Source organism: Streptomyces sp. R-74717 (assembly GCF_047305335.1).
Taxonomy (GTDB): Bacteria; Actinomycetota; Actinomycetes; order Streptomycetales; family Streptomycetaceae; genus Streptomyces; species Streptomyces atratus.
In genome coordinates, this window is sequence record NZ_CP102361.1 from 2,121,929 (window position 1) to 2,139,425 (window position 17,497).

A 17,497-nucleotide genomic window follows, 5' to 3' on the forward strand; every position below is an offset into this window, starting at 1 on the left:
CATGAGTCAGACCCCGGACCCAGGACAGCACCCACCCATCGTCCCGCCCAACACGACGCATCAAAAGATGCGTTCAAACCCGACCGCCTGCGGCGACCATTCGCCAACTGGCGCCCGCTGACGACAACGAGTGCACGGAACGGCGCTGTCAAGTTGTTGAGTATGTCGGTGCCTGACGGCGCGTTGGGGCATGGTGGGCTTGCGCTCCGGGCCTGTGGTCAGGCCGTGGTGGGCCGGCTGGCAGCTTGGGTGATCTGGTCCCGGATCGCGAAGCGGACGGTCATCTCGGCTCGGTGGTCGGAGGCTGTCATCAGCTGGCGGTGAGGGCGGAAGTGGGGCGAGATGCCGCTGAACGCGGACAGGAACCGCTGGGCCCCGCCTACGGAACGGAATCCCTTCATCGCGCGTTCACGCTGCCGCGTGGGCTGGTGGGAGTTCTCCGCCCGGTTGTTCAGGCCCTTGTGGGAGCGGTGTTCCACCGAGGGCCTGACCTCGCGGTGCGCCGCACTGCAGGAGCGGAGCTTGTCGGTGACGACCACCCTCGGCACCGTACGGGTCTTCCTTATCAGGCGGTGGAAGAAGCGTCTTGCCGCGGTCTTGTCCCGCCGATTCTGGACGAGGATGTCGAGGACGTTGCCATTCTGGTCGACGGCCCGCCACAGATACTTCAGCTCGCCGTTGACCTTGATGAAGACCTCGTCCAGGTGCCACTTGTCCCCGGGCCGTGGCCGACGGCGGCGCAGTCCGTCGGCATAGGCCTGTCCGAACTTCAGGCACCAGCGGCGGACCGTCTCGTAGGAGACGATGATGCCGCGCTGCACCATCAGCTCCTCCACCTCACGGAATGACAACGGGAAGCGGAAGTACAGCCACACGCAGTGGGAGATCACCTCGACCGGGTACCGGTGCCCCTTGTACGACGGCGGCGTACTGGCCACGGACAACCCCCTCCACCATGATCAACCCGAAGATCATCCCACTCGTCAGCCAACGTGACAGTGCCCTCGGTGGCGTTGCTCATGTTCGTGCCGGCGAACAGCACCGGACAGCTGCTCGGCAGGCAGCTGTCCGGCCGGTCCTCAGCTGGTGGCGAAGACTCCGAACTCGTTGAGGCCCCAGCCCCATCCGTTGGCTGGTGCGCCGGTCTTGGCGGAGACCCAGCTGTTGACGCTCAGGAGCACGTAGCGGGCCTTCACCTTGGGGAAGGTGTACGAGTGCGGCTGACCGCATTTCTGGACGCCGTGGGCGGCGCAGTCGGTGGTGCCGCCGGAGTCGGCTTCGCCGGCCACTGTTTTCCAGTTGGTGCCGTCCTGCGAGACCTTGAGGTCATAACTTGCCGGGTAGTTCTCCCAGTCGGGGTTGACCTCCATCCGGCGGACCGCGGTGCTGGCGCCCAGGTCGACCTTCAGGCTCCAGGGATCGCTGGTGGTCGACTGTGCCATGTTCGTGAGATTGCCGTCGACGGCGTTCTCGGTGGGCTTGCCCCAGGTGGTTGCCGGGGTGCCGTTGATCATCGTGACCGGCTTGTGGGCGGCGAGATTCACGGGCTTCGCGGGCGGGGGGGTGGTCGAAGCGCCCCAGCTCTGCGGCGCCGCGTTCATGGTGAACTTGAGGTTTCCACCGCCGGTGAGGTCGGAGTGGCTCAGGAACGGCTTGGTGATGCGCTTGCCGTTGAGGCTCAGTCCCTTCACGTACGGCTTGAGTTTTGCGCCCTTGGAGTTGATCACCAGCGGCTTGGTGGTCCCGGGCAGCCGAAGCGTGACCTTGTCGAACATGGGGCTGCCCACCGCGTACTCACCGGAGGCCGGGTTGACGGGGTAGAAGCCCATCGCGGAGAACAGGTACCAGGCGGACATCTGGCCGCAGTCGTCGTTGCCGGAGAGACCGTCGGGGGTGGCGTGGTAGTGCTCGTCTGCGATCTGGCGGACCAGTTCCTGGGTCTTCCATGGCCGGCCGGCGTAGTTGTACAGGTAGGGAGAGTGGTGGCTGGGCTCGTTGGTCTGGTTGTTGTGCCCGCCGTCGAAGTAGCTGTCGAGCCACTCGGCGAACTTGGCGTCGCCGCCCTTGAGAGCGATCAGGCCAGGGACGTCATGCATGACATCGTTGGTGTATACCCACTTGTCGCCCTCGGTCCAGCCGCCGTTGTTCCAGGAGCCGTCGAAGTTGCGGGCCTGCATGAAGCCCGTCGTGGGGTTGTACAGGTTCTTGTAGTTCTTGCTGCGGTCCAGGAAGAACTGGGCGTCGTCGGTGTTGCCGACGGCCTTGGCGACCTGTGCGACGGCCCAGTCCTCGTAGGCGTAGTCAAGGGTGCGGCTGCCTGCTTCCGCGGTGCGGTCGGCGGCGACCCAGCCGTTCTGCTTGTACGTCGTCAGGCCTGCGCGTGCCTCGGCGGGCGTTCCCTCCTGCCGGTCGCCCCACCACAACTCGGTGTCCTTGTCGGGAGGTGTCATCGCGTTCTTGCGGACGGCCTCGTAGGCGAGGTCCAGGTCGAACCCGTCGAAGCCCTTGGCGATGCTCTCCGCGATGATCGAGTCGGCGTTCGTGCCCACCATGATGTTGGTCTCGGCGAAGTTCTTCCACATGGGAAGCCAGCCGCTTTGCTTGTAGTCCTGCAGCATCGAGGTGACCATGTCGTTGATGCGTTCCGGAGCGAAGAGGGTGAGGAACGCGTTCTGCGCCCGGAAGGTGTCCCAGAGCGAGTATCCGGTGTAGCTGACGCCCTCGTGGACCTTGTCGTCGTAGGCGCTGTAGTAGCGGCCTTGCTCGGACATCTCCGAGGGGTACTGCAACGCGTGGTACATGCTGGTGTAGAAAGTGGTGCGCTGATCGGGGGTGGCGCCGGAGATGTCGACGCGGTCGAGCTTGTCGGCCCAGGCGGCCCTGGTCTTGGCCGCGGTGGCATCGAAGCTCTGGCCGTCGGGAACCTCTGCATTGAGGTTGGCCCGCGCCTGGTCCACCGAGATGAACGAGGTCGCGATCCGGACGTTTACCGTCTCGCTGCCGGCGGGGAACCGGACGTAGCCTGCGAGGTCCTGGTCCGTACGGTCGGCCTCCCCGTCGAACTGCGTCGCACCTTTGGCCGTGCCGTAGCTGTCGAAGGCGGTGTCGAACCGCGCGACGAAGTACCCCTTGAAACCGGGTGCCCTGGACGGGCCGAGCTTGCTGTCCTGGCGGTCGGGGTTGTAGCCGGTGATCTCCTTCTTGGCCGGGTCGATGTGCACATTCCCGGTGATGCCGGACCGGGTGGCCTGCATCACGAAGTTCGTCGCGGCCCCCTCGGGATAGGTCAGCCGCAGGTGCCCGACCCGGGAGGTTCCGGTGAGTTCGGCCTTGAGTACCTGCCCGGGCGCAGGGGTCATGTTCACCGTGTACTTGTCCGGCGCGGCAGTCTCATCGGAGTGAGTGAAGGGCAGGCCTCGATCCGCCTCGGCCGTCTTGACTGCGCCGATTCCGGGCATGCCCACCACATAGCCGGAGTCGCCCATCCAGATCGCCGGCTGATGGGTGCCGATGAACCCGGTGATCTTCGTGTCGTTGTGGTGGTAGGGCAGCCTGCTGACGTAGTTGGTGCGGGTCATCGGCGACCATCGGGTCATCGCGAAAGGGAGCGCCGTACTGGGGATCATGCCCCCGTACTCGCTGCTACTGGCGCCCGTCGTCCCGATGAAGGGATCGACATGCTCGACGTTGGACGCCGCAGTCACGCCAGACGGCGCTGCGGCCGCCGGGACTGTCACGCCGATCCACGGGACCAATGCGGCCAGCAGTCCGCCCGTGATCAGGGCTGCTAGCCCCCTGGGGGCCGACTTCACGTGCCTCACGAGCGAAGTCCGGGCCGGGGCTCTCCCCGGACTGTCCGGATACCGACTGGCGATCACCAATGCCTCCAGGGTGGGAACTACGAATTGACAACGTTGTCACACTCCCCGGACGCGGAGCCGGAGGAGATCTACTCGGTGTTTGCTGCAGGCCTTCCGGTCGCGTCATTGACCGATCGGCCGCCGCCATGTGGCCCACAGTGGCCACCAAGACGCCTCGATCGAGTGCCCACATTTAAATGGCTGGGCACATACTAGGCAAGGCCCTGTTGCAAAAAAAAGATGCGCGATCACGCCTTGTTTGATCGTATGCAGGCGGCACGGTGCGGTCGTCCGCGGGCCAGAGGCTCAGCATGGTGACCCGCCAGCGAGGCGCTGTCAAGTTGTTGAGTATGTCGGTGCCTGACGGCGCGTTGGGGCATGGTGGGGTTGCGGTCCGGGCCTGTGGTCAGGCCGTGGTGGGCCGGCTGGCAGCTTGGGTGATCTGGTCCCGGATCGCGAAGCGGACGGTCGTCTCGGCTCGGTGGTCGGAGGCTGTCATCAGGTGGCGGTGAGGGCGGAAGTGGGGCGAGATGCCGCTGAACGCGGACAGGAACCGCTGAGCCCCGCCTACAGGCGACATCCTGCCGAGAGTGCGCGACTGGCCAGGCCCGAAAGAAGGTCCAACACCCCGGTCGCGGTTTCGGCGGTGATTCCGTACTGCCGAAGCTCATCGGTCTCAGACCACGGCCCAGCGGCCTCGGCCAGGGAAGCGTGCGTTGCCGAGGCCAGCGCCTCCTGCAGGGTGTCGGACACGCTGACGATGAAGGCGCTCTCGGCTTCTGGGGAGGAGACAGTTTGGGGTCCTCCGCCAGCCAGAGCGGTCAGGTTGGCAGCTCCGGTACGGGCCAGGAGCTGACCGAACCAATCGCGGTCGGCCTCGGCTACTTGGAAGCCGTCGACGGTCCGTGCCCGTTTCCCGTCGCGGGCGGGTATGTGAATGGTGTTCGGGTAGGGGATGCCGGCCTTGTCTCGGATCTCTACATCGGCGTTTCCCGGGGCACCCGGTGTGCGGAGAGGGAGAAGGAATTCGCCTCGCACCTGCAGGGCATTGACCACGATTCCGCCCTGCCCCATAAGTTCTGTGGACAGGATCAGGCACGGCGTCGTATTCCACGGACCGATGTGCATGCCTTCGGTCAGCTCGGCGCCCTTTGCCAGTTGCTGGACGGTGGTGCTACGGGTCCGCCCTCCTCGTTTGCTCGGCCGCGGCCGACCCAACGTCCTGGCTGACCGGCTACCGCAGACTCAACCACCGCTACGAACGCCACCCCCCGCAACTACCTCGCCGTCCTCGGACTCGCCGTCACCCTCTGCGACACCGAAGGAGAGGGAGAGGGCGCATCAGAGATCCGTAAGTGGCGTATGGAATACGTCAGTGCTGCTTCTCCTCCGTACGTGGGCCGACGCAAGATCTGTCTCGGCCTCGGAACCGGGGCCGAGTGAACACCCGGGCGCGGCGGAAACCGCTGCCGGGGAAAGGAGTGGTCATGTCGTATTCCCAGGCCGTAGAGCCGTTGAAGCGTGCGGAGATCTCCAAGCGTGCCGCGCTGAGCGTGGCGGCGCTCGCCGTTGCCGGAGGGGCGTTCTTCGTGCCGTCTGTCGGGGATGCCGCCGCGTCCCCGACCTCGGACCAGAAGATCGAGGCCGGGTGCGGGGATTGCTACCCCGACGTCATGTGATCGGCTGACCGACGCGCACGCGAGTGCGCGCAAGCGCGTCCGGGACCCGCCGGTGCTCACACCGGCGGGTCCGCTCAGAGAGGGACGGAACAATGGACTGGCTGGAACGGTGCGTACCGAACGTGGAGCAGCTCCTGGGTACGTATTGGCGGAAGGAACCGGTGCTTCTGCGGCCGCAGGACCCGCCGTTGGAGGTGCTGACACTCTCGGACGTGGACGCGCTCCTCGACGCGGGGCTGCTGCGCGTTCCGTATGTCGGCCTGTACACCGCACAGGGGAGCATCGCCGACGAGCGTTTCTGTCCGACGCGCGTCATCACCGGGAGCCCTGCCCAGGGGTACGTTGATGCGGCGGCGGTCCGACGACTGATCGATGAGGAACGGGCGACCCTGCAGTTCCGTTACGTCGACCAATGGCATCCCCCGGTGCGTGAACTCACGAGGGGCGTTGCCGAGCGGCTTGGCCGTCTTGTCGAGGCGTTCTTTTTCCTGAGTCGTCCCGGCCGCCGGGGTCCGGTGCATCGGGACGACGGGGACCTGCTGGCGATCCAGCTCAGCGGTGCCAAGCACTGGCAGGTGTACACGGGGCCGGCCGACGGCGACTGGGCGCCGGTCCGCGAGGAGAATCCGGGAGCGCCACTGCTGGACACGGTCCTTGAGGCCGGTGAAGTGTTGTACGTGCCCAGAGGTTTCGCGCACACCGCCGCGGCCGTGGGCGACTCCTCGTCGGCTCATCTGACAGTGGTGGTGAGGGAAGCCGGTGCGGAGCATCTGCGCACCGCTCTCCTGACGGGGATCGTCGACGGCCTGGCTCTGCCGGGCCGTCCGCTGGACGATGACGCCCTACTGCGCACCGCGGCCGACCTCCTGGACCATCTCAGCGCGCGGCTAGACGCAGTCACCCCGGATGATGTCATCGGCCGGGCACGACCGCGTGCGTACAGCAACCGTCAGACTGTCTGATCACGCCGACGGCATGGAACATGGAGAGGCAACGATGGACCCGCTTGCACGATTTGTGGACGACGAGCAGGCATTTCATCACACCCTGTGGCGCCGCACACCCGCTGTACTGCATCCCCGCACACCCCCGATGGAGATGCTGACGGTTGCAGAGCTGGACAGCATCCTGGATGCAGGTCTCCTCACCACCCCTTACGCGACGCTCGTGCACGAGGACGGTCCTGTACCGGAGGAGCGTTACTGTTCCCCCCGTGTCGTCCTGGGCGGGATCGACAACCGCTACGTGGATGCCGGGGCGGTGCGCCGACTGATCGGCGATGAGGGAGCCACGCTCCTTCTGCGGTACGTCGACCAGTGGCACGCAGGCGTGCGGGAACTGGCCGATGGGCTTGCGGAGTGTTTTCAACGCCAGGTGGAGGCGTTCTTCTTTCTCACCCCGCCAGGGACGCAGGGCCGTGCTGTGCACCGCGACGACACCGACGTGCTGGCCGTGCAGATACACGGCTCGAAGCGGTGGCGTGTGTATCCGGGACCGCCCGGCGGGAACTGGCAGCCCGAGCGCGTGGACGGCGACCCGGGGGATCCGCTGCTGGACGTGGTTCTGCGTCAGGGCGAAGTCCTCTACGTACCGAGGGGGTTCGCGCATGTGGCCGAAGCCGCCGGGGGGAGCGCGTCCGCTCACCTCTCGTTCACGGTCCGCGAGGCCGGCTCCGCCCACTTGTACGCCGTTCTTGAGGCACTCCTGCTGGACGGCGGCGGACTGCCCGCCCGGCCCAACGACGACGCAGCGCTGACCGGGGCCACGAACGACCTCATCGCACATTTTCACCGCACGCTCACCGCCCTCACGCCAGAAGAGCTGGTACATCTGGCCCGGGGCGCGATGCGCCGCGAACAGCACACCACCGAGGGTTCTTTGAGCGCACTGCTGGGCTGACCCGGTTGTGAGGGCGAGGTGAGAGGGGAGGCGCAGGCACTGGCATGGACCCGGGTGCGCGGCCGGCTCGCGATGCGGGCGACGAGACGCTCCGCGCTGGGCGCATGTGTCATCGCAGGTTCATCTGCGCTTACCAGACGTATTACCTGTCCTGGACCCGGCGCCCTGGGCTGAGCGGGGCCGGACTGCACGGCGATCCCCGCGGTGCCCGGTGTCGGCAAGCCAATGGTGACGGCGAGTCGTGACGATCGGCAGGTCTCTTCGCGAGGGCGGCCTCGGCGCCGTCGTGGTCCCTGCTGGCGATGTGAACGACGTGCGCGGGGCAGGACGACATTCCGCCGGGCCCGGCGTCGCCAAACAGATGGAGTGTCCGGGAGAACACGTCACCCTGGACAATTACTACCACTGGCAGGCCGGGACGCCAGAGCAGATCCAGGCCAGTGCCCGATGGGCCCAGATCTGGGCCCATCGCATCAGAGCCGAACCAACCGTTCCGCGCTGAGAAGCTGTTGTCTTTCCGGACTTGAGGACGGCGTTTTCGCTGGTCAGGCATAGGGGTGGTGATTCCGTGGGAGTCGTGGCCTGTCGTGTTGTCGCTCCCTGGGAGATCGCGGATGCCGTCGGTTGTCGGACTGCTGGAACAGCACGAGCTCGCCGCTCGCCGTCGGGTCGACGGGCTGCGTGAGGAGGCCGACCGCATCCAGGCCGAGCTGGCCGTGGCCGAGCAGGAATGGAAGGAGTGGGCGATCGCTCGCAGGCGGGTCGATACGGTGCTGGCTCCGCATGGCGGCGGCACCGCCGACACGGAGGACGCCCCGGGTCCACGGGATGCGGCGAAGTCGAAGTCGCAGGTGCCGGTGTGGCGTGAGGGCCTTTCCTGGTCGGTGCTTTCGGTGGACTACCAGTGCATCCTGCAGACCCTCGCGGACCGTCTCCGGCTCGGGCAAGGTCCGCTGACCTGCCAGGAGATGGCTGCCATGTTCGGCATGGAGGTGGTGCCGGCGCGGGTGGAGGCCCTGCGGTCGAAGGCGAAACGACTGGTCGCGCGCGGCTGGCTGACCGAGCTGGCACCGGGCCGGTTCACGCTCGCGCAGGGTGTGGCCGGGCCAGGCGGCGCGTCATGAGCAGGATCATCGACCAGTAGACCATCGCCTCGGCACTGGTGGTGCGGCGCTCGAAGTCGCGCACCAGGCGACGGGTTCGCATCAGGTGGGCGAAGAGGCGCTCGACGATCCACCGCCTGGGCAGCACCACGAAGCCACGCATGTCGTCGCTGCGCTTGACGATCGCGAGGACCAGGGCGAGGCGGTGGTGCGCGTCGGTCACCTGCTCGAGGGGACGACAGCACTACGACGTGCCCACCTTCGCCGCCACATCAAGCGTTGACGACGCAGACATCCAAGTCGGCGGCACGAAATTCGTCGGCACGGACCATGTCTTCCGTATGGGGTCCGTACGCATCGAGGCATTCTCCGGCATGGCCGAGCACCTGTACGAACTAATCAAGAAGGGCCGTGTGGAGGAATACCGTCAGGCCGCCTTCCAGAGCCGCTCGACCCCGCACAACACCCACGGAACCGGCAGATGGAACGGGCCGATTTCCTTCCACAACGACGGCACCATCATGGCCCTGAGCGTCCTCCCCATCCGCAGAAGGCACCCTCGCTGAACGCACCACAGCGTCGTCACCGCCTGCCCGCAGCAGGAGCGACGTGGACGACCAGAGCCCGACAAGACCGCATCGAGCTCCCCAGAGCCGGACCCGCCGGCACAATCCGACGGGGGCTCGCCACCTCTCACACGCCTATCACCAACAGCTTCGACGCACCTGGACCACAAAGACCTGACCTGCACTTACGCGCCTCACATGGACCACCTGGACCGCACAGGAAACGATCTACAACCCGTGCCATGTGGTACCGAGATAGGGGCCCAGGACCAGGACCGGTGCGTCTTCCGGCCCGTCAAAGCGGTATCGCAGGGTTTCAGTCGCCGTCTCACTCACCTGCCCACGCTCCCCTATCTCACGAGATCTCACATCGCCGGGGGAATCTACTGAACTTGATTGGGTGATGTCGGGGCTGGCCGCCCGGCCTGCGAGGACGTCCCGTTTGAATGAGGAATGGTTCATGGATTGTGCCAAGTTATGGGCGTTTCGCCGGTTGCTCGTTTAGCGAGGTTCGAGATCATCGCGAGTCGGATCATGCTCTCGGAGTGGGCGGGTTTGGTCTCGTAGTCGCGTGCGAGGCGGCGGTGCATCATGATCCATCCGAAGCTGCGTTCCACCACCCAGCGTCGCGGGACTACTGAGAAGCCCTTGACCTGGGTGTTCCGCGGGACGACGTCGACGTCAATGCCAAGGCTGGCACCGTGCTCGATGGCCTGGACCTTGTAGCCGGTGTCGACCCACGCCTTGGTGATCGTGGGGTGGGAACCGGAGATCTGGGTGAGTAGTTGTTTGCCGGCCTCGTTGTCCGAGACGCTGGCCGCGGTCACCATGACCAGCAGCAACAGGCCGAGCGTGTCGACGGCGATACTGCGCTTGCGGCCTACGATCTTCTTGCCGGCGTCGGTGTCCTGGGTGTCGATGGGCACGCTGGGAGCGGTCTTGACACTCTGCGCGTCGATGACGCAGGCGGTCGGCTCGGCGGCGCGTCCTTCCTGCTCACGGACCAGTCGGTGCAGGCGAACGCCGAGCTTCTCGATCGTGCCGTCGGCCGACCAGGCGCTGAAGTAGCTGAACACGGTGGTGTGCGGCGGGAAGTCGTGCGGCAGGTAGCGCCACGGGACGCCGGTGCGGTTGACGAAGAGGATCGCGTCCATCACTTCACGCAGGTCGGTAACCTTGCCGCCGAGGTTGAGCGAGGTCTTCTGCCGCTCGTTTCGCCAGGCCGTCAGGACCGGTTCCATCAGGGCCCAGCGGGCGTTGGACAGGTCGCTCGGGTACGGCTTGCGCTGCTGAGGTGAGGTCATGGGGATACTGACGCATGCGGTCCCTGTTCCGGCATATCGCTCGATCGAGCGATACGAATGCGGCTATCCGTTACGTATTCGAACCGGACAGGAGCTATCTCCTCCAACCCGCACGAAGCGCAAAGTCAGGCCCGCTTCAATAGCTGCGACATTTCGCTTGCTTCCCCCGTATACGACCAATCACGGCAAGAGGCAAAGGTCCTCAAAGCTCTACAAAAGTAACGCGAACGCCCTCTCAGGCGGGGATTCCGGCTGACGGCCCCGAGTGCTCGCCGGTCAGGGGGATCTCGACGTCGAGGCGGCCGATCACTTCGCGGGCCGCTTCGGCGAGTTCGGGCGGGCCTTCGACGGTGAAACGGCAGTTGAAGGTGACCAGGAAGCCGATGAGCGCTGACCACGACCACGCTCCCATCCGAATCCGGGTGATCCGCTCGTCGATCGCTTCGAAACTCGCCGCGCCCGGAGCCCATTTCGCCACCAGCGTCGCGGGGCACTCCATCAGGACGGTGCCCCAGCAGGGCCAGGCGTCCGCGGTATCTCCACGATCGGGCTGGCCCTGGACGAAGCGGGTGATGTCCGCTTCGGGAACGTCCCGCCGGCCGAATCGCCAAGCGGTGGGGACCAGATCTCTGATGCGGTCGAGCCGGTAGGTGTGCCAGGAGTTCCTGTGCTGGTCGTAAGCCACCATGTACCAGCGTCCGGACCAGACGACGAGCCGGTGGGGTTCGGCCAGGACCTCGCTGTCCTCCACCGAGTCGAGGTTGATGGAACGGTAGGAGAACCTCACCAGTTCACGTTGTTGCGCGGCGGCGCTCAGTTGCGCCAGCAGTGCGGGATCGACCTGGGGCGGGGCAAGCTCCCAGGCGTTCTCGATCTGTTCGATCGAGAAGGTCGCAAGCCGGCGGGCCAGGTGGGGCGGCAGGAGCTCCCTGATGGAGTTCAGCGCACGCTTCGTGGCGTCCCCCATGCCGGTCACCGAGGCCGGCGCCGTCTGGAGGGCCAGCGCGATGGCGATGGCCTGCTCGTCGTCGACTATCAGCGGAGGCAGTCGCGCTCCGCGGGACAACCGGTAGTAGCCGGAAGGGCCTTTCGTCGCCGTGACGGGGTAACCGAGTTCGCGCAGCCGATTGATATCGCGCCGGACGGTCCGCGGGGACACGCCCAGCCGCTCGGCCAGACCGTCGCCGGTCCACTCCTTCTGGGCCTGAAGCAGACTGAGAAGTTCCAGCGTTCGGTTGGCGATCACGGATTGCCCTCCGGATTGGTGTCAGTAGAGGTCAGAATGCGTCCTCTTCTTCCGTCAAGGTAGCACTGGCTCGGGGGCGAGACGCGTCCCCCGCCAACCCCAGTACCTCGCCCTCGGCGACCGATCCGGGTGCGTTGCATCGAACAGAACGGAGGTACGCAGTGTCCGAGAATCCAACTCGGCCCTCACCGACCAACCGGGACGCCTGGTTGGGCTTGGTCGCCATTTCCCTCGGTGTCTCGCTGGTGGTCGTGGACTTCACCATCGTCAATGTGGTGATGCCGCCCATCATCGATGACCTGGAGATCTCGGCTTTCGGTGCCCAGTGGATCCAGGAGTCCTACGCGATCGTTCTGGCCGCTCTGCTGCTGGTGATGGGCCGCTTCTCGGACATCCTGGGAGCGCGCAGACTGTTCCTGATCGGAACCGTGATCTTCGGACTGGCCAGCATCGCCGCAGCACTGTCGCCCACCGGGGATCTGCTGATCGCCAGCCGGTTCGCGCAGGGTATCGGTGGCGCGATCATCATGCCGACGTCGCTGGCTTTGCTCAACATGACCTTCCGGGGCCCGGACCGAGGCAAGGCCTTCGCCATCTGGGGATCCACGATCGGAGCGGCCGCCGCGGTCGGACCGCTGCTGGGCGGCTGGCTCGCCGACTACTCCTGGCGGTGGGCCTTCGGCATCAACATCGTTGTCGTACTGCTGATCCTTGCCGGCGTCATGAAGTTCCTGCAGAAGTCCCCTCGGCAGCCAGGAAGGATCGACGCTGCCGGCGGAGTGCTGTCGGTGCTGGGCCTGGGACTTCTCGCGTTCGGACTGATCGAGGGACGCAACTACGGGTGGTGGGAGCCGCGGAAGAACTTCGGTCCCTTCAGGGACGGGGTGAATCTGTCGGTCATCCCGGTCGCCCTGGTCATCGCAGTGGCATGCCTCGTACTCTTCCTGTTCCTGCAGGTGCGGTTGACCCGGAAAAACGGCACGGCGCCGCTGATGGACACCTCGCTGTTCGGCATCAATTCCTTCAGTACGGGAAATATCGCGACGCTCATCATCGCGTTGGCCGAGTTCGGCATGCTCGCTGTGCTGCCTCTGTGGCTCCAGTACACCCTGGGGTATTCCGCGGTCCAGACCGGGCTGCTGGTCTTCGTCGTCGCGATCGGCAGTTTCTTCGCGAGCGGTGCGAGCTTCGGCATGGCCGAGAAGGCCGGTCCTATCGGCCTGGTCCGGATCGGCCTGGTCCTTGAGGCCGTCGGTCTGTTGATGTTCGGCCTGCTGGCCAGCAGCGACTCCCAGTGGTGGGTCATCGGAATCGCCCTGTTCCTGTACGGCATGGGGGTCGGTTTCGCCACTGCGCAGGTCACCAACGTCGTCCTGGCGGACGTACCGCCGCAGCAGGCCGGCCAGGGATCCGGAATCCAGAGCGCCGCGCGCCAACTCGGCTCCGCACTCGGCATCGCGATTCTGACGTCGACGTTCTTCACGGCGCTGGCCTCCGATCTGTCGGATCGGCTTGTCAAGCAGGGAACGCCCGCATCCGGAGCGGACCAGCTGTCCTCGGCGGTCTCCGACAGCGCCGGCGCGATGATCTCCGGGCTGAGCGAGAACCCGCAGACGGCATCCGCCGCTGACGCCGCTCGTGATGCCATGTCCCACGCGATCCAGATCAACGGCTATACCTGCGCCGCGCTGCTAGCACTCGGAATGCTGGCGACCTTCCTCATCCCCCGGCCCAAATCGGATGCCCAGCAGTGGGGAGAGGAGTACGCAAACGGCGTGGCGCCGGACGCCGGAGTCAACGCCGGACAGACCCGCGCCTCCTAGAGAGCGCCTCCTGCTCAGCGCCGGACAGGGGGCGGGTGTGCCTGACGATGGGGAGCTTTCGGTTCGCCTTCCCGGGTGCGATGGACCGGATCTCGGCCATCGTGGAGGAGCTGCTGGAACTCGAGGTCGAAGTCGTCGTGGCCATCGGCGAGGCGGAGGGGAAGCAGATCGAGGAGAAGTACCCGCAGGTTCGAGCGGGCTGGATTCCGTTGGAGGCCATCCTGCCCACCTGTGAGGTGATCATCCATCCGGCGGGCGGCCTGACGGCGGTCAACGCCATCAACACCGCCACACCGCAGCTGATCCTCAACCCGTTCGAGGCCTTCGTCCCGGCCCTGAAACGCCTCACGGTCTACGGATGCGCGCGGACGCTCTACCGTGAGGAAGGCACTCCTGAGGCGATCGCGCGGGTCGTCAAGGAGATGCTGGGGGACTCCTCGTACTGCTCCAGGGCCCGGGATCTGGCACAGCAGGCCGCAACCGCGCCAACGGCCATAGGCATGGTTCCGCTGATCGAAGACCTCGTCGCGCGGGGAAGGTGAAGCAGTGACTTCGACATTGACGATCCCTCGGACCGATCTCGATCCGTACACCGACTTGTCGATCGCCGACCCGTATCCGGTGTACAGCGCTCTTCGCGATGCTGCGCCGGTGGTCTTTCTGGCTTCCCATCAGGTTCACTGCGCCGCCCGCTACGACGAGGTGTATTCGGCTCTGCACCGCCACAGCACGTTCGTGTCCGGCGAAGGCGTGGGTTTGACGGACGCCCTGAACAAGGCGCAGAAGGGAAGCAGCTTCACCAGTGACCCGCCGTACCGCGCCTACGTACGTGGTCTGGTGGCGCGGCACCTGAAGCCCCGTGCGATGGCTGACATCACGGAGTACGTCACCTCCTGGGCGGATCGGCTGGTGCGGGAACTCGTCGAGCGGGGGTCGTTCGACGCCGTCCGGGACTTCGCAGTCGCGTTCCCACTGGCCGTGGTACCAGATCTGCTGGGGTGGCCCGAGGACGAAGGAAAGGAACGGCTCCTGCAGTGGGCCAGTGCCGGATTCAACGCCTTCGGGCCCATGAACGACCGGACACAGGCCGGGCTTCCCCTGTGGGGCGAGATGGGCGACTTCCTCCATCGGATGTCGCAGCCGGGCAACCTGCGTCCGGGGAGCTGGGGTGCCGAACTGGTCTCGGAGGACCGCGAGGGCAAGATCGAGGACAAGCTGCTGCCCGGATTGCTCGGGAACGACACCGTCATTCACCGACTGACCGACGCCCTCGTGGAAAGGTGCACCGGGCTCGATCCGGAACACGTCGCTGACACTCTCCTGACTCACCTCGGCGTCAGCAGAGGCGCCAGTGACGACATCGCCCTGGTTGTCGTCCGCCTGCGAGAAGCGGCGCCCGCACGCGCAACAGGGCACCCATTTCACGCAGTTGTACGCACCGGCGTCCGCCCAAGTCCGACTCGCGCGACATCCATGACCCGCAAGCGCAACGTCCGCCATGCGCTGTGCCGGTCGGACCCCGAGTTCGGATTTGGATGGTGCGTGCGCTGCTACAGCCGCGCACCCGGTCGGCGGTGCAGTCGACGTGATTACGCTGGATGAGGTGGCTGCCGTCAATTGTCGGACACGGTGAAGAGGGCGCCATCGGAGTCGCGGATGATGAAGGCGTCGTTCGGGGCACCGGCGAGTGAGGGAACCGGTGAGGAATCGCCCCCGGCCGCGACGGCGGCCGCCGCGGCCCGCTTGCTGTCTTCGACGTGGAAGTCGACGACCCACCGTGGTCTGATTCCCGGGTCCGGGTGGTTCTCGATACCACCGCCTCGCAAGGTGGCGACGGTGTGCCCCGCGGCCTGGATGAGGACGTGGTCATGCGCGTAGTCGACCGTGCAGCCGCCGGGAGGCTGGGCCCAGTCGAAGACCTCCGCGTAGAAAACGGCGGCCTCGAACGCGTCGCGGGTCTGCAGGTCCAGCCGGGCGGGTGCGCTGCCCCGCCCCACGGACCAGGCCAGTGCCGGGCCTTCCCAGAATCCGAACGTGGCGCCGTCCCGATCGGCGGCGATCCCTGCGCGGCCCTCACCCAGGGGAAGAGGGCCGACGGCGAGCGTGGCGCCGTGCTCGCTGATCCGGCCCGCCGTGTCATCCGCGTTCTTGACGGCGAAGTACGGGGTCCAGACGGCAGGAGGACCACCGGGTGAGCAGCATCCGACTCCGGCGACCGGTTTGCCGTGCGCCAGAGCCACCGAGAAGTTACTGCCGAGTGTGCTGGTCCTGAACTTCCAGTCCATGACATCGGTGTAGAAGGACTGTGCTGCGTGCAGATCCTTTGCCATCAGATGCACCCAGCAGGGCGCGCCGATCACCGGCATGATTCTTTCGAGGGTCGGCATTCGAAGCGCCTCCGGATGCGTGGCGGACGGTGAGGTATGCCGGAGTCGGGGGTCAGTCTGTGGTCGTGCGGCTGCTGAGCAGGTCGCGTACGCGGTCCACCAGTCCGACCCCGGGCACGAGCAGCTTGTTGGCGGGCGGGGTGTTCGGGAGGGAAGGGTGGGGGCGAGTGGGAGCCTTTTCCTTGGCCCGGCGCACCAGCCGCCCGAGCTCGTCCAGCTTCTCGGGCGGGAAGGACGCTGCGAGTTTCGGGAACAGCTCGTGCTCTTCCCCGCGCACGTGGGAGGCGACCTCGAACTTCAGCTTCGCGACGATGTCGTTGAACTGTGGATCGTCGGCGTGACGGCCTTCGAGGTCCTTGAGCATCTGCTCGACCTTGGCGTGATCGGCGAGTTCCTTGTCCGCCAGTACCGCACCGTGCGACAGGTGCTTGCGTACCGCCGGATACAGGTGCAACTCCTCGGCGACCGAGTGCCGTACCAGTTCCGCGGTCAGCCGGTCCGCCAGCTCACGCCGCTGGGGATGGTCGACCGGCTGCGCTTCGATCTGCGCGAACAGCGCCTCCAGCTCACGATGATCTGCCGTGAGCTCCGCGATCACATCGCCGCCGTGTCCCATGACACTCCCTTCCCTGAATTCGCCGTACGCCTGCCCATGTGAACCCAGATCTGCCCTGCCGAGGTTCAGACGCGTGGCCGGTAGCCCAGTGCTCTTGTGATCTCTCCGGCGTTCGCATACCGGTCGTCCGTGGGAAGTTCTCGTACCGCGTCCATCAGCGCGTCCGGAGCGTACGAGCCGGAAAGAGTGCGCAGGAGGGACGCGCGATCCGCAGGGAAGACCGTGCGGCTCAGGCGACGCGCGAGTTCGGCTCTGAGCTCCTCGGCCTCGGCCTCGGCGCGCGCCCGCTCTCGTTCCTCACCGGGTGGGGGGACGGGGCCGCCCGGGTCAACGCGCACGTCGTCGTCGGCGGGAGGCTCGGGGTCGTACGCCTCGCTTACGCGGGTGATGTGGCCGGACCGCAGGAATCCCTGCAGTTCGTGCTTGCGCTGATCGTCCTCATGGGGGCTGAGCCGGCTGCTTCCTCGCTCCATGGCGGGAACACCTCCTTGTCGGGCGGGTGCACAGAATGGGCGCGATCCAGACGGCGGACGTGCCACGGGATCATCTGACGAGGGCCGCACGACCGGCCGTTGCAATACCCATGCACACAGGCTCCCCACGTCAGCGTGCCGGGCCTCACATGCCGACGTGCCCGAGGCTCGGCCACCCCTCTGCCGCACAACCGCTCCAAGTACGGCAGATATCCATCGAAACTCCGACGAACACGCCTGTCCAGCCGCGAAGACCCGGACTGTGCAGCAGATACGCCGAAGGCTGCAGACTCCGCCGCGACCCGGGACAGCGGTCGCAGCATGGAGTAGGGGCAGGGCTTGCAGGACATCAGCATCCTGCAGCCGACCAGTCCGGGTCCCGGCCTCGTCCGATGAGTACGTCACCTCGCCGACGAACTGGTCAATCCCCGGGACCAGAAGACCACCCGGCTACAGGGGGCCCAGCTCGGTTGGTCACACTCGGCAGCCAAAGAGAAGCCCTCGATGCCCGATCGATGTGTCCTGACCGTGCATGGATGAG

Annotated in this window: 17 protein-coding genes and 1 pseudogene; 8 read left to right on the forward strand and 10 right to left on the reverse strand. The window is 66.2% G+C overall.

Going from position 1 to position 17,497, the window contains the following annotated elements; genetic code table 11:
- Positions 1-218: 218 nt before the first annotated feature.
- The 4 genes and pseudogenes from NRF20_RS09520 to NRF20_RS09535 form a co-directional block, all read right to left on the reverse strand.
- Positions 219-944 (reverse strand): IS6 family transposase, encoded by a 726-nt coding sequence (locus NRF20_RS09520; protein ID WP_413752397.1) that lies wholly within the window; start codon positions 942-944, stop codon positions 219-221.
- A gap of 135 nt (positions 945-1,079) precedes the next feature.
- Entirely contained in the window at positions 1,080-3,704 is a 2,625-nt protein-coding gene (locus NRF20_RS09525; RefSeq protein WP_413752398.1) for a GH92 family glycosyl hydrolase, read from the reverse strand.
- 562 nt (positions 3,705-4,266) lie between these two features.
- Positions 4,267-4,431 (reverse strand): annotated as a pseudogene (locus NRF20_RS09530) (IS6 family transposase); the annotation flags it as partial.
- Positions 4,428-4,988 (reverse strand): hypothetical protein, encoded by a 561-nt coding sequence (locus NRF20_RS09535; RefSeq protein WP_398635101.1) that lies wholly within the window; start codon positions 4,986-4,988, stop codon positions 4,428-4,430. The gene NRF20_RS09535 and the pseudogene NRF20_RS09530, both read right to left, overlap by 4 nt.
- Positions 4,989-5,347: 359 nt before the next feature.
- On the opposite strand from NRF20_RS09535, the gene NRF20_RS09540 reads away from it, so the two are divergent.
- From NRF20_RS09540 to NRF20_RS09555, 4 genes are all read left to right on the forward strand, one after another.
- The gene (locus tag NRF20_RS09540; protein ID WP_327277389.1) at positions 5,348-5,539 is read left to right on the forward strand and encodes a hypothetical protein; all 192 of its coding nucleotides are present in this window, start codon (positions 5,348-5,350) and stop codon (positions 5,537-5,539) included.
- A 92-nt stretch (positions 5,540-5,631) separates the two neighbouring features.
- Positions 5,632-6,501 (forward strand): JmjC domain-containing protein, encoded by an 870-nt coding sequence (locus NRF20_RS09545; protein WP_405683383.1) that lies wholly within the window; start codon positions 5,632-5,634, stop codon positions 6,499-6,501.
- Positions 6,502-6,535: 34 nt separating this feature from the next.
- Positions 6,536-7,438: a JmjC domain-containing protein gene (locus NRF20_RS09550; RefSeq protein ID WP_398635103.1), complete on the forward strand. Its 903-nt coding sequence runs from the start codon at positions 6,536-6,538 to the stop codon at positions 7,436-7,438.
- A 614-nt stretch (positions 7,439-8,052) separates the two neighbouring features.
- The gene (locus tag NRF20_RS09555; protein WP_398635105.1) at positions 8,053-8,562 is read left to right on the forward strand and encodes a hypothetical protein; all 510 of its coding nucleotides are present in this window, start codon (positions 8,053-8,055) and stop codon (positions 8,560-8,562) included.
- Here the strand turns inward: NRF20_RS09555 and NRF20_RS09560 are convergent.
- Complete coding sequence (locus tag NRF20_RS09560; RefSeq protein WP_398635106.1) at positions 8,519-8,764, reverse strand: hypothetical protein; 246 nt, start codon at positions 8,762-8,764, stop codon at positions 8,519-8,521. The two genes, NRF20_RS09555 and NRF20_RS09560, sit on opposite strands and share 44 nt — an antisense overlap.
- A 28-nt stretch (positions 8,765-8,792) precedes the next feature.
- Here NRF20_RS09560 and NRF20_RS09565 point away from each other — a divergent pair, with 28 nt between their 5' ends.
- Positions 8,793-9,107, forward strand: a complete 315-nt coding sequence (locus tag NRF20_RS09565; RefSeq protein WP_413752399.1) for a hypothetical protein — start codon at positions 8,793-8,795, stop codon at positions 9,105-9,107.
- A 458-nt stretch (positions 9,108-9,565) separates the two neighbouring features.
- Here NRF20_RS09565 and NRF20_RS09570 read toward each other — a convergent pair whose 3' ends face one another.
- The gene (locus NRF20_RS09570) at positions 9,566-10,411 is read right to left on the reverse strand and encodes an IS5 family transposase (protein WP_413752400.1); all 846 of its coding nucleotides are present in this window, start codon (positions 10,409-10,411) and stop codon (positions 9,566-9,568) included.
- Positions 10,412-10,646: 235 nt separating this feature from the next.
- Positions 10,647-11,657 (reverse strand): helix-turn-helix transcriptional regulator, encoded by a 1,011-nt coding sequence (locus NRF20_RS09575; RefSeq protein WP_398634481.1) that lies wholly within the window; start codon positions 11,655-11,657, stop codon positions 10,647-10,649.
- Positions 11,658-11,818: 161 nt separating this feature from the next.
- Between NRF20_RS09575 and NRF20_RS09580 the strand changes: the two genes are divergently transcribed.
- The 3 genes from NRF20_RS09580 to NRF20_RS09590 are packed head-to-tail and all read left to right on the forward strand — an operon-like array spanning position 11,819 to position 15,082.
- Complete coding sequence (locus tag NRF20_RS09580) at positions 11,819-13,480, forward strand: MFS transporter (RefSeq protein WP_398634482.1); 1,662 nt, start codon at positions 11,819-11,821, stop codon at positions 13,478-13,480.
- 47 nt (positions 13,481-13,527) lie between these two features.
- Positions 13,528-14,022 carry a nucleotide disphospho-sugar-binding domain-containing protein gene (locus NRF20_RS09585; protein ID WP_398634483.1) on the forward strand — a complete coding sequence of 165 codons (495 nt, stop codon included), beginning with the start codon at positions 13,528-13,530 and terminating at the stop codon, positions 14,020-14,022.
- 4 nt (positions 14,023-14,026) lie between these two features.
- Positions 14,027-15,082: a hypothetical protein gene (locus NRF20_RS09590; RefSeq protein ID WP_398634484.1), complete on the forward strand. Its 1,056-nt coding sequence runs from the start codon at positions 14,027-14,029 to the stop codon at positions 15,080-15,082.
- A gap of 11 nt (positions 15,083-15,093) precedes the next feature.
- On the opposite strand, the gene NRF20_RS09595 is transcribed toward NRF20_RS09590, so the two are convergent.
- From NRF20_RS09595 to NRF20_RS09605, 3 genes are all read right to left on the reverse strand, one after another.
- Positions 15,094-15,867 (reverse strand): VOC family protein, encoded by a 774-nt coding sequence (locus NRF20_RS09595; protein ID WP_413752401.1) that lies wholly within the window; start codon positions 15,865-15,867, stop codon positions 15,094-15,096.
- A 52-nt stretch (positions 15,868-15,919) separates the two neighbouring features.
- The gene (locus tag NRF20_RS09600) at positions 15,920-16,483 is read right to left on the reverse strand and encodes a hemerythrin domain-containing protein (RefSeq protein ID WP_413752402.1); all 564 of its coding nucleotides are present in this window, start codon (positions 16,481-16,483) and stop codon (positions 15,920-15,922) included.
- 65 nt (positions 16,484-16,548) lie between these two features.
- Entirely contained in the window at positions 16,549-16,956 is a 408-nt protein-coding gene (locus tag NRF20_RS09605) for a DUF2795 domain-containing protein (RefSeq protein WP_398633478.1), read from the reverse strand.
- Positions 16,957-17,497 lie beyond the last annotated feature (541 nt).

Bases quoted from the DNA above. Each gene is read 5' to 3' on its own strand.
- NRF20_RS09535 (WP_398635101.1), bottom strand. From the start codon at position 4,988: ATGCACATCGGTCCGTGGAATACGACGCCGTGCCTGATCCTGTCCACA.
- NRF20_RS09540 (WP_327277389.1), top strand. From the start codon at position 5,348: ATGTCGTATTCCCAGGCCGTAGAGCCGTTGAAGCGTGCGGAGATCTCC.
- NRF20_RS09545 (WP_405683383.1), top strand. From the start codon at position 5,632: ATGGACTGGCTGGAACGGTGCGTACCGAACGTGGAGCAGCTCCTGGGT.
- NRF20_RS09550 (WP_398635103.1), top strand. From the start codon at position 6,536: ATGGACCCGCTTGCACGATTTGTGGACGACGAGCAGGCATTTCATCAC.
- NRF20_RS09555 (WP_398635105.1), top strand. From the start codon at position 8,053: ATGCCGTCGGTTGTCGGACTGCTGGAACAGCACGAGCTCGCCGCTCGC.
- NRF20_RS09570 (WP_413752400.1), bottom strand. From the start codon at position 10,411: ATGACCTCACCTCAGCAGCGCAAGCCGTACCCGAGCGACCTGTCCAAC.
- NRF20_RS09585 (WP_398634483.1), top strand. From the start codon at position 13,528: ATGGGGAGCTTTCGGTTCGCCTTCCCGGGTGCGATGGACCGGATCTCG.
- NRF20_RS09595 (WP_413752401.1), bottom strand. From the start codon at position 15,867: ATGCCGACCCTCGAAAGAATCATGCCGGTGATCGGCGCGCCCTGCTGG.
- NRF20_RS09600 (WP_413752402.1), bottom strand. From the start codon at position 16,483: ATGGGACACGGCGGCGATGTGATCGCGGAGCTCACGGCAGATCATCGT.
- NRF20_RS09605 (WP_398633478.1), bottom strand. From the start codon at position 16,956: ATGGAGCGAGGAAGCAGCCGGCTCAGCCCCCATGAGGACGATCAGCGC.